Raw genomic sequence first — 10,860 nt, forward strand, 5'->3', positions numbered from 1 at the left:
GAAAAAAGCACCGGGAAAGACAATTCCCAGTGCTTTTTTGTTCATGAACCACCGCGGTGAGTTGCGTCAATTTCAATGAAAGCGCCTCGGATCACGGCCAATGGGCTTCGTGCCGTCGGCTTCCGCCCTTCCTTCTGCTTCCCGCCGCCGCACATGCCGCATTCACCTTCTCGACGCGAACCGTACGGCCCGGCTGATCAAGGCCGGCAATACCGATACATGGCCTTCCCCTTCGAATTCCTTGAATTCCACGTGCAAGCCGCAGCCGGCGAGGGGGGACAAGCGTTCCGCCAGCTCCCTCGCATTGGCATTGATGCGGCTTGGATGGCTCTTCTCCAGTTCTCCTGCCGCCAGCAACAGATCGATATTCAGCGTTTCCCGTTCCAAGCGGAAGACGAATTGCCGCTCCGCTTCGCGCAGAGGCCGTTCGTTCCAATGAATGGACGGGCTTCCCGCGATATACGTCCGGAAGGCGGCCGGCCTGGTGAAAAGCACATGCAGCGCAAAAAGTCCCCCTAGGGAATGGCCGAAGAGCGTCCGCCTTCCGCTGTCGATGGGGAGCTCGGATTCGATCTCCGGCTTCAATTCCTCTTCAATAAATGCCAAGAAAGCTTCCGCTCCGCCCAGTTCCGGCCATGCGGCGCCGTCGGGTCTGGGAGGCAGTTCGGCGGCGGGTACCGGCAACGTAAAATCATAGAAGCGGGCGGGCGCAAACGGCATTTCCGTCGGATAACCGATGCCGACGACCACAGCGGGAAAGACCCCCGTCTTTTCGGGCCGGCGCGCCTGCACCCGCACCGCCTCCACCATCGTTCCGAACACGGCATTGGCATCCAGCAAGTAGATGACCGGAAATCCCGAGGGGGGCGGATCGCCGTCAGGTTTGGCCAAAAAGATCCGATACTCCCGCTTCCCGTCGCGGGAGTACATCACGCGCTGTTCCGTACCCGGTATCGTCACTTCCCGGATGCCAACCTCCCCGCCTCGCCTTCCGGTCTGTTCCATTTTTTTGCCAGCCACCGCTCATTCCTCCTCGAAATCTTTTTTGGGATGATGATTACGGGCATTCCGTAGCCTCAAAAAATTCGTTAACTCTCCGTTTCGTCGGCATACAGCCATCTTACCGCTTCGGGGAATCGTAAGGAAAAAAGCTGCGGTGATGCGGCGCTCCCTCTTCGAGCACAAACCGCAATCTTTCACGTGGCAATCCGTTATTCAGCAATAGGGCATAGGCTTCTTTCGTTCTTGCCGCCATCTCTTGCTGGATGCTCCGCTTCCCGATTCCTTCCAGGCTTCCCACATCCAAATAAACTTTCAGTCCGGGACCGGCGTTTTTCGACAGCATAAAATCGATGAAGCCTTCGTACCAAAACGATCCGGATATGGAACGATTTTTCCGAACACGTCGGGGTACAAATAAGCGGCATAAATGGAAATCAGTCCGCCGAGGGAGGCCCCGATTATTCCCGTCTGCTCCCGGCGGCCGTCCGTCTTGTATTTTCGGTCGATGTAGGGTTTCAATTTTTCCACAAGAAACGAAAGGTAATGGGAACCCTGTCCGCCAAAATCGGGATATGGATCGGAGAGCGCCTTCGCATGCCACGACGTATATTCATCCAACCGGTTTTTCGGTTCGATGCCGACCAGTATAAGCTCTCCCAGTGTTCCCCGGGCAAACATGTGTTCCAACCGCGCCAAGGAACGGTTTTGGCTTGGATCGTAAAAATAAGCCGCCGTCCTGGACATAAACTACCGGCAATCCCGTTTTGCTCGTTTCATAAGAAGGAGGGAGATAGATGAAGAGTTCCCTTCCTTCCAAGGATTCCGTCAACAATCTTCCGTTCATTTCGCTCGCCTCCTCGAACCCTTCGTCATGCCTGGTCGATGACCGTGAGCCGTTGGGCGGCGGGGATCCTCGGCTGTGCGGACGGAATTTTGGCCGGGTATCCGATTTGAAGATTGCCGACTGCCCTTTCCCCGGGCCGAATCCCCATGGCTTCGCGGAAGATGGGGTCGTGCAGCCATCCGTGGGTTTTCCATACCATGCCGATTCCCCTTTCCCACGCCAGCAGACTGAAGTTGTGGATCACGCAGCAAGTCGCCGCATAATCCTCTTCCCGGACGACCGGATTCGGATCTTCCCTCATCAGGACGGTCAAAATCATCGGAATGGCCATGATTTTATCGTAAAATTTCTGTCCGGCCTCTTTCTTTTTGCCCGGATCCGCTTCCTTGTCCGCATTGATTTTCCGTACCGCCTCGGCGATCTTCCTCCGTCCTTCGCCGTAAGTGAGAATAAACCGCCACGGTTGGGTCATGCGATGATTGGGCACCCAAACGGCGTCCTCCAGCAGTTCCATCACGAGTTCGGGAGGTACGGGACGGTCCTCGAAAACATGAATCGAACGCCGTTCCCGCAACAATCGGCCAAGTTCCATAACCATCCTCCTTTTCATCTTTTGAAAAAGGTCTCTTTCTTCCTACACGCGCGTTTTAGACAGCAGGTACACGAAATATGGGATGCCGATGATGGAAATGACGACCCCGACGGGCAGTTCGGCCGGGGAAAAGACGGTCTTGGCGATAAAATCGGCGGCGATGACCAACAGCATCCCGATGGTTCCGCTTACGGGAATCGCCCGATCATGATGGATGCCGACCAAACGTTTGGCGATGTGGGGGGCGATCAATCCGACAAATCCGATGTTCCCGGACACGGATACGCATGCGCTCACGATGCCGATGCTGCTGAAAAGCAGGATGTTTTTTTCCCTTTCCGTGGCGACGCCCAAGCCTTTCGCCCGGTCTTCCCCCAATTGAAGCAGATCAAGAACCGGCGATTTCCGGATGATGATCGGAACGAAAAGGACAAGCCACGGCAGCATCGCAGCGATATATGGCCAATTGGCGTTCCAAATGGTTCCCGTGAGCCATACCGTCGCCATTTCGAAATCCTGGGGGTTCATTTTCAGGGATAAGTACAAAGACAAGGCCCCTAGCCCGGAGCCTGCGGCGATGCCGACCAGGATCAGGCGTTGGGGATCCAGTCGCCCGTTCCGCCAGGAAAAAAAATAAATCAGGACGGCGGCTCCCAATCCGCCGATCCACCCGAACAACGGCATCGCCAAAATGGCCAGCCATCCGCTTCCCGTTAACCGTCCTTCAAAGAAAAACATAAAGACGACGATTGCGGCGCCCGCTCCCGCATTAATGCCCAAAATCCCGGGGTCGGCCAGATCGTTTCTGCTGATTCCTTGGATCGCGGCCCCCGCGGCCCCGAGCCCGAACCCGACGAGGGCGGCAGCGACGATGCGGGGCAGCCGGAAATCGAAAATGACCAAATCGTGTTCCGGAACGGGATCGATCCGCAACAAGGTTTTCAGCACGTCTGTGACCGTCAGGTCAAAAACGCCGTTCGTCAGGCTGATGTAAATGGCGGCGAGCACCATCCCGAAACAGACGAGCAGGACGGTCCAATAGCGTACCGCCGAACTTTTAGGCATCTTTCCCCCCTCCTCTTTTGTAGATTAAATAGAGGAAGAAAGGGACCCCGATCAAAGACGTGACGACCCCGACCGGCGTCTCGAAGGGATAGTTCAAGAAACGGCTGAGGATATCGGCAACGGCCAAAAAAACGGCTCCGAGAACGCCGGCGCAAGGAATGATCCACCGGTAATCGGCGCCAACCAAGAATCGGGTGATATGGGGGATGATCAGGCCCACGAATCCGATATTGCCGGCCAAAGCGACGGAGATGCCGGTCAAAAGGACGACGCTGGCGACGGCCATCGCCTTGACCAGCTTCGTCCGCTGCCCCAAGCCCACGGACACTTCCTCGCCCAGCGAGAGGATCGTGATCGAACTGGAAATCATGAGGGCGAGGGCGATACCAACCAGCGCAAAAGGCACCGCGAGTTTGATCAGGCCGGGGTCCATCTGGTGAAGCCGGGCATTGTACCAAAAACTCACGTTTTGGGACACTTGAAAATAGGAGGCCATGGCGGCTGAAACGCTGCTCAGGAACGTTCCGATAATGGTGCCGATGATCGCCATGCGGACCGGGGACATCCCGTTCGGCAGGAGCGACGCGAGCCCGAAGACGATGCCCACGGCGAACAGCGAGCCAATCAGCGAATACAGGATCATGGCCAAGGAAGAGGCCTCCGGCTGGACGATCATACAAAGGGTTATGGCGAAAACCGAGCCGTCGGAGACCCCATGATCGAAGGGGATGCAAGATAGTTCCTGGTCATTCCTTGCATGATGGCCCCCGAGATGGCCAGGAACGCTCCGATCAAAAGCGCGCCGGCCGCCCTCGGCAGCCGGGAATGCATCACGATTTGATGGTTCACGTTGTCCGGATCAAAATGGAAAATCGCATGCCAAACGGTCAGCGCATCGATATTTTTTGCCCCATAGAGAATGGAGGCGGTGACGGCGGCCGCCATGGCGAACGGAGCAAGCCAAAGGATGAGGGCCGGCGACGAAATCTTTGCTCCCATTGTGCTGCCCGCCCCGTTTTTTATTCGTTGCCCAGTTTCTCCACGGCAGCTTTCAAGAAGTGGATTTTACTCCATGCCGTACCGCCTTGTGCGAGGGGATCCACCACATTGACAAACACCTTATTGTTTTTGACCGCATTGATGCTTTGCCAAATCGGATTCTTTTGCAAGTTTTCCAGTGCGTTCGGCTGATCCTTGTTCTCGTCTTCCGAAAACTGCACAAAGATATAATCCGGATTCATTTCGCTGAATTTTTCCAAAGAGATCATTTCCTGGGCCTTTGCCTGTTTGATCTCTTGAGGCGCCGTCAGTCCCAGATCCATGTACAGCGAGGGGTTGAAAAATACGTCTTCCGGATAGATCATGATATTGCCGTTTCTGATGCGGACGATGACGACTTTTTTCTCCTTCAGCCGGTCGCCCAGCTTCGCTTTCGCCTCCGCCAAATCATCCTTATACTGTTGCAGCGCTTGCTCCGCGGCGTCTTGTTTGCCTGTCAGTTCCGCAAGAAGGCGCAGGTTCGCTTCCCAGTTGGTCGAAATATGGGAAACGGGAATGGTCGGAGCAATTTTTTCCAATTTCCCGATCACATCCGGCGGGAATTTCGTCGTGGCAAAGATGACATCCGGTTTCAGCTTCAGGATGGTTTCCATGTTCGGCTGCGCCTTTTCACCGATGGATACGGTGGAGCCTGTAATTTCTTTAAACATGTCCGGGAACTTGCCGCCGACCGTGATGCCGCCGAGGGGTTTGACCCCTAGCACAAGGGCGTCTTCCATCGTCTCCATGCTGCCGGTGATCACGATTCTTTCCGCTTTTGCGGGAACGGTGTATGTTTTTCCAAGGTAATCGATGGTCCTTGTTTCATTTTCGTCCGCTTTCTTTTCTTGACCGGCGGCGTTGCCGTTTTCCGCCGATTTCTCCGGTGCGGAGGATGATTTCGCGCCGCAGGCTGTCAAAAGCAGAATGAGCAAAACAAGAAGACTAAAATGAAACCATTTCCTTTTCATGATCGGTTTCAGGTCCTCCTCCTAATCTATGATTATGATAATGATTATCATTTTCGATTATAAGGCTGATTCTCCTTTTTGACCATGGACGGTATCCGGAATTCATTTTGGACAATTTCCAGAAAAAGAAGGAGGTGACGGCCATGGTTAAAAGCGTATCAAATTTCATTTTGGACGATCTCCGGACCGTTCGCTGAAGTCTTCTTGTCCCAAAATCATTTTGGACAATCTTCAGAAAAGAGCTTTAGGGATTCGTCGATGATCCGGTCATGGGCGCAGGCCGAATATTCCACCCATGGATCCGAAGGGATCAAATACACCCGGTTGTTCCGGACCGCCTTCAATTCCTGCCAAGGCATGGAATATTGCAGCGTCTTCCAATAGGCCAGCGTTTCATCCTCCTGCCGGACCAACAGGAGCAAGCGGTCGGGATCCCATTCGGCCAACTGTTCGACGGAGACCGGCCGGTCATAGACGGCACGGTCACAACCATAGGCGGGCGTGAAGGGCAAATCGCGGAAAAATACTTCCGACATGCTGCGATTGCAGTAAACGAACAAATTTTGTTTTGAGATCCGGACAATGAGGAATCTGTCATCCTTCACCGCGGGTATTAACCGCGCTCTGGCCAGCTTCACCTTCCGGTCATAGGTTTGCAGCCAATGCTCCGCTTCCTTCGTTTCGCCCAAAAATTCGGCGGTCATCAACAATTGCTCCCGCCAATTTTTTTCCCACGGAACGTAAAAAACGGGGCCGGCCTGTTCCAGCCGTTCCTTCTCTTCGGCATCCAACTCATCCGTGCTGATCACCACATCCGGGCGGGCATGGAGGAGGGTTTCGATATTGGATTCCCAATGCAGATTTCGGCGGTAAGCGCTGAGATGCACGGCAATATCCGTGCGGTACAGCTTATAGTAATAGGGCGTTCATTTCGGGTGAAGCGGCGCGGCGTAGGGAATCATCTTGAGGGCGAGCAGCTGTCCGATCACCGGGGTTCGGTAGGCCGCGATTTTCCGGCGGCGTCTTTTCATGTAAACCGTCGGCGCGATTCCGACTTTCTTCTTGAATTTGCGGCTGAAATAAAATTCATCGTGGTAACCGACCTGATGGGCGATGTCACGGAGCCGGGCATTCGGCTGCGCCATGAGTTCTTTCGCCTTGTTGAGCCGCAGCTCGGTCAAATAATCGATGGCGCTGATCCCGTACGTTTTTTTAAACAGATCGACAAAATACTTAGGGCTGATTTTCGCGATGCGGGCCAGCTGCTCAATCGTCAAGTTCTCGTTGAAATAACGCTCCATGTAGTTTTTCGCCGCCTCCAGCGCCGTTTGTGATTCCCCGGAACGAAGGCTGCGGCTCTTCATGGCACGATAGAGCAATTCCTGGAAAATGAGCTGGCTGCGAAAGCGTTCCAGTCCGTCTCTGCTGTGCCAATGGCGGAAAACCTCCTCACACAAGGAAACAAGTTGGTCATCGGGGGTGATCGCTCCCTTCAACGGAAATGAATCTTCTCTTTCCATGTTTTGCACGCGTTCGCATCCTTGATCCGTCGCCCGAAACACGTCGAATTTGAAAAGAAAGATCTTCAGTTCCCCCGGATCGTCTGCCTCGGCCCCGTAAGTCCCGCCGGGCGGGCATATATAAACGGCGCCCTGGTGCAGCCGGTATTCATCTTTGCCCAGCATCAACCGTCCCCGTCCCTTCTCCACGACGAAAAGAGCATGGGAAGCGGCGAGCTGCTGCCCGATCCGCCAATTGCCGTCACCTTTTATGCATTCCAAATCCCGAAGCCGAAACAAGAATTCGTCCGGTGAAATTGCAACGATTTTCGGTTTGGCCCCTTCATGGCGAAACATCTGTTCCACCGTCCTTCGTTATTTCTGCTTCCGTCCGATGCAAGCAAGCCCTTCCACTTTCGTTGAAAAGGTTTTTGGGAACGTTTGGTAGTGTGGCAGGGGAAATACGATCCACTCGTTTGAAAGAAAGATCCAATAATTGATAATGATTATCATTATTATATAAGAGTATCCCGTTGGAAAGCAATTTTGAAGTACAGTCATGAATCGAAGTTGCGCTTTCCACAACACATTCGAATCTATGAAAAATCACACCGTCGCCGCCCAGTCGCAAGTTAGGGACAGCTGATCCGGAAAAGGCAACGGGCGGCGAATGGGAAATCAGCCCTTCTTCAGCCAGAAAAATAAAACAGGCAATCATTCCCATGCGGATGATTGCCTGGAACCATCGGCTAAAAAATAGAGAGGTTTCGTGGTTCTCCGTCTCCCGAACGCAATCCGGGGCAAGTTTACCTGATTCGTTTCGTTTTCGCCTTGCCCAAAGTCATGAGGACGGCAGCAAGAAGATACAGCAGGTGAAAAGAACCGAACAGCTGCCAAGCGCCATTCTGTCCGAGCAAATAAAGCCCGAAGGAGATGGCGCAAACAAAAGCGGCGAACATCAGCCATGGCTTTTTCATGACTTGGGTGGTTGGGTAGTCGTCAACCTGCCCTGATGCGACACCAATTGAAGGTAGGAGTGCTTAGCACGTTGGTACTACTGGGTAGTCGCAAGCTCTCACTTCAAACTTCGTCAGAAGTTAAGTGGGAGCAGTTGACTCTCCGCTTTCGGGTGGTACAATCTTGATAGAATGAGGAGGGGAGGGAGAATCGATGGCATTGAATGACTGGTTTCAAAAGGGGATGACCTACGAACAGTACGTCGGGCAAATGAAGCAGAACAGGGAGGAAATGCTGTCCATCCAGGAACGTTTTTCCTTGCGCCCGGAAGACAAGGAAAGGCTGGAAACATTGCGGGAAAAAGGGCTCCGGGCAATTGTTCTGACGGAAGACTGGTGCGGCGATGCGATGGTCAACAATCCGATCCTCATGAAGATCGCCGAAGCCGCCGGAATCGAAGTGCGGTTTTTGCTGCGGGACGAAAATCTGGAACTCATGGATCAATATTTAACAAACGGAAAGTCGCGGGCGATCCCGATCTACATCTTCCTCGACCGGGAAGGGAAGGAATACGCCGTTTGGGGTTCCCGGGCGCCGGAAGTTCAGCGATTTGTCGACGAGGAGAGGGCGAAATTGCCCCCGAAGGATGCGCCGGATTTCCCCGAAAAACAGAAAGCGATGTACGGCAAAATGCGGGAAAAATTTTTGCGGGATGAACAGGTATGGCGGCACATCGCGGACAGTATCATCGCGCGAATCCATCAATGATTTTCGAAAGGAAGCCGTCCATCGGACGGCTGTTGCTCGGACGCTTTTGTCGTCCGCGAATCGATCATTTTTTGAAAGGAAGGGGTCTTTATGGATTCCATTGTTTTAAACAACGGGGTGCGCATGCCCCAATTGGGGTTCGGCGTCTGGAAAATACCGGACGATCAGGTTACACAGGTCCTTGAAAAAGCCTTCGAAATCGGCTACCGTTCCGTGGACACCGCGCGGATCTACAAGAATGAAGAAGGAGTGGGCCGGGCCGTCGCCGAAAGCGGCATCCCCCGGGAAGAGCTGTTCATTACGACGAAGGTCTGGAACAGCGACCAGGGGTACGAAAACACGTTAAAGGCCTTCGAAGCGAGTTTGCAGCGATTGGGCCTGGACTATGTGGATCTTTATCTGATCCATTGGCCGACGCCCAAATACGATCAATATGTGGAAACCTACAAAGCCTTGGAAAAACTCTATAAAGACGGCCGGGTGCGGGCGATCGGCGTCAGCAATTTCGACATTGACCATCTGGAAAGGATTTTGAACGAATGCGAAGTGGTGCCGGCGGTAAACCAGGTGGAATGCCATCCCTACCTGCAGCAAAAAGAGCTGAAGGCGTTCTGCAAAAAGCACGGCATCGCCGTCGAAGCCTACAGCCCGCTGATGAACGGAAAAGACGCGTTACAGGATGAAGTGATCCTGAAGATCGCGAAAAAATATGGAAAGACTCCCGCTCAAGTGATCCTCCGCTGGCATTTGCAGGAGGGCGTGATCGCCATCCCGAGGACCGTAACCCCGTCGCGGATGGAAGAAAACTTCCGGGTGTTCGATTTCGAATTAAGCGAGGAAGACATGAAGGAAATCGCCGCATTGGACCGGAACGTCCGGGTGAATGCGGTGCCGAGCGAATTTAACGTGCGATGAAGAAAGGACCGGATGCGGCTTGCCCGTGTCCGGTTTTACGTTTTTCCATGGCGTGGAAAATGAGCGTCAGGATGAAACGGGGGAGGCTCTTGTCCCTTTCATTCTCCCTTTTCAGGCGACCTTTACTCAGGTCCTTTTGTCCTGCTGTCGGTTGCCATCTTCAGAAGTCGTACCGTACGGCCGACCGGGATTAGGGTCCTTACAATCCATTTATGCACCTGCCCAATATTCTGCCATAGCCTTTGGGTGCTTAGGACTTCGTCTTGTTGTTCAGACTCGTCCGGCTTTCACAGCCTCCGATCGGGTTCGTGTACCTCCGGTCGAGGGTTTGCTCCGGCTTCCTTAGGACTCCGCCTCACGACGGACACCCTTGCCATCAGCCAACGGCAGGCGCTCACCAGCCTCCGTTCGGGACTTTCCCCTTTAGCACAGCACCCATGCCGTTCGTACAAAAATTAGGCAATCATCCGCATTCGAATGACTGCCCGGAACCATGATCGGATAAAAAAGTTTGTGAAGCCAACCGTTCTCATTATTGATGAAATGGGGTACTTAGTTACATTTTCTGTTTCTTGAGCAAGAACATGAGCTGAAAGAAAAAACGAAAGTAAAAATAAAAGTCAGTGCGAATTAGGATTTAAAAGGAAGGGTCTTCCGTCTCATTGATTGAGGAAGCAGCCGATGGGTTTGCTGAAAATAGCTATTCCGCCGAAAGTCAGCCCAACCGTTAGAAACTCTGCAGGCTGGTGGGCAATCAGTCACGGGACAATCGGACGATACTTATTGCCGGTTCCGGGCATCCAAAAAAAGCCCGTCCGCCGGCATGAATCTTTGCAGGGCGGACGGACATAGACATAAAACGGTTTTCACCCGGCGGCACACTTGCCGTTTGTGTAAAAAAACGGACGGCGCATAGCCGTAAAACGGTTCTCCCGACTTTTACAGTTGAAATTGAAAAATTGGGCTAAAAACATTGATTTTTTCATGTTTTTAGCCTATTTTTTATGTTTTTGGTATGTACATATGAAAGTATATATGGTATAATTATCTCTAATGAGGTGATTCCCATGTACCTTCAAATCTTCAAGAACCGCGGGAAGGAATATGTTCGGATCGTTGAATCCTTCCGGGATCCGGTAACCAAAAAACCAAAAATTCGGGTTATCCAAAACTTCGGAAATAAAGAGAAACTGTTGGCTGAAAATCCCA

At 53.0% G+C, this 10,860-nt stretch carries 12 protein-coding genes and 1 pseudogene; 2 read left to right on the forward strand and 11 right to left on the reverse strand.

The window, feature by feature from the left end; all coding sequences use genetic code 11:
* Positions 1 to 162: 162 nt before the first annotated feature.
* The 11 genes and pseudogenes from A3EQ_RS0108330 to A3EQ_RS22465 form a co-directional block, all read right to left on the reverse strand.
* Complete coding sequence (locus A3EQ_RS0108330; RefSeq protein ID WP_020154718.1) at positions 163 to 1,020, reverse strand: alpha/beta hydrolase; 858 nt, start codon at positions 1,018 to 1,020, stop codon at positions 163 to 165.
* Positions 1,021 to 1,120: 100 nt separating this feature from the next.
* On the reverse strand, positions 1,121 to 1,345 hold the full coding sequence (locus tag A3EQ_RS22890) for a hypothetical protein (protein WP_244874568.1): 225 nt from the start codon (positions 1,343 to 1,345) through the stop codon (positions 1,121 to 1,123).
* Positions 1,315 to 1,746 carry an alpha/beta hydrolase gene (locus tag A3EQ_RS22895; protein WP_244874569.1) on the reverse strand — a complete coding sequence of 144 codons (432 nt, stop codon included), beginning with the start codon at positions 1,744 to 1,746 and terminating at the stop codon, positions 1,315 to 1,317. The genes A3EQ_RS22890 and A3EQ_RS22895 overlap by 31 nt, the downstream gene beginning before the upstream one ends.
* A gap of 125 nt (positions 1,747 to 1,871) precedes the next feature.
* A complete protein-coding gene (locus A3EQ_RS0108340; protein WP_020154719.1) occupies positions 1,872 to 2,438 on the reverse strand; it encodes a nitroreductase family protein in 567 nt (188 codons plus the stop codon).
* A 42-nt stretch (positions 2,439 to 2,480) separates the two neighbouring features.
* Positions 2,481 to 3,503: a FecCD family ABC transporter permease gene (locus A3EQ_RS0108345; RefSeq protein ID WP_020154720.1), complete on the reverse strand. Its 1,023-nt coding sequence runs from the start codon at positions 3,501 to 3,503 to the stop codon at positions 2,481 to 2,483.
* Positions 3,496 to 4,502 (reverse strand): annotated as a pseudogene (locus A3EQ_RS20795) (FecCD family ABC transporter permease). Before A3EQ_RS20795 ends, A3EQ_RS0108345 begins: the two are co-directional and overlap by 8 nt.
* 20 nt (positions 4,503 to 4,522) lie before the next feature.
* Entirely contained in the window at positions 4,523 to 5,512 is a 990-nt protein-coding gene (locus A3EQ_RS0108355) for an iron-hydroxamate ABC transporter substrate-binding protein (protein ID WP_020154721.1), read from the reverse strand.
* Positions 5,513 to 5,727: 215 nt separating this feature from the next.
* Positions 5,728 to 6,399 carry an ABC transporter substrate-binding protein gene (locus A3EQ_RS22900; protein ID WP_020154723.1) on the reverse strand — a complete coding sequence of 224 codons (672 nt, stop codon included), beginning with the start codon at positions 6,397 to 6,399 and terminating at the stop codon, positions 5,728 to 5,730.
* A 39-nt stretch (positions 6,400 to 6,438) separates the two neighbouring features.
* The gene (locus A3EQ_RS22905) at positions 6,439 to 7,368 is read right to left on the reverse strand and encodes a helix-turn-helix transcriptional regulator (RefSeq protein WP_020154724.1); all 930 of its coding nucleotides are present in this window, start codon (positions 7,366 to 7,368) and stop codon (positions 6,439 to 6,441) included.
* Positions 7,355 to 7,735: a hypothetical protein gene (locus tag A3EQ_RS22460; RefSeq protein ID WP_154652836.1), complete on the reverse strand. Its 381-nt coding sequence runs from the start codon at positions 7,733 to 7,735 to the stop codon at positions 7,355 to 7,357. Before A3EQ_RS22460 ends, A3EQ_RS22905 begins: the two co-directional genes overlap by 14 nt.
* An 82-nt stretch (positions 7,736 to 7,817) precedes the next feature.
* A complete protein-coding gene (locus A3EQ_RS22465) occupies positions 7,818 to 7,970 on the reverse strand; it encodes a hypothetical protein (protein WP_020154725.1) in 153 nt (50 codons plus the stop codon).
* A gap of 211 nt (positions 7,971 to 8,181) precedes the next feature.
* On the opposite strand from A3EQ_RS22465, the gene A3EQ_RS0108375 reads away from it, so the two are divergent.
* Together A3EQ_RS0108375 and A3EQ_RS0108380 are read left to right on the forward strand one after the other, a co-directional pair.
* Positions 8,182 to 8,736: a thioredoxin family protein gene (locus A3EQ_RS0108375; RefSeq protein ID WP_020154726.1), complete on the forward strand. Its 555-nt coding sequence runs from the start codon at positions 8,182 to 8,184 to the stop codon at positions 8,734 to 8,736.
* A 90-nt stretch (positions 8,737 to 8,826) separates the two neighbouring features.
* Entirely contained in the window at positions 8,827 to 9,651 is an 825-nt protein-coding gene (locus A3EQ_RS0108380; RefSeq protein ID WP_020154727.1) for an aldo/keto reductase, read from the forward strand.
* The last annotated feature ends 1,209 nt before the right edge of the window (positions 9,652 to 10,860 follow it).

It is taken from the genome of Caldibacillus debilis DSM 16016 (assembly GCF_000383875.1).
Lineage (GTDB): Bacteria > Bacillota > Bacilli > Bacillales > Caldibacillaceae > Caldibacillus > Caldibacillus debilis.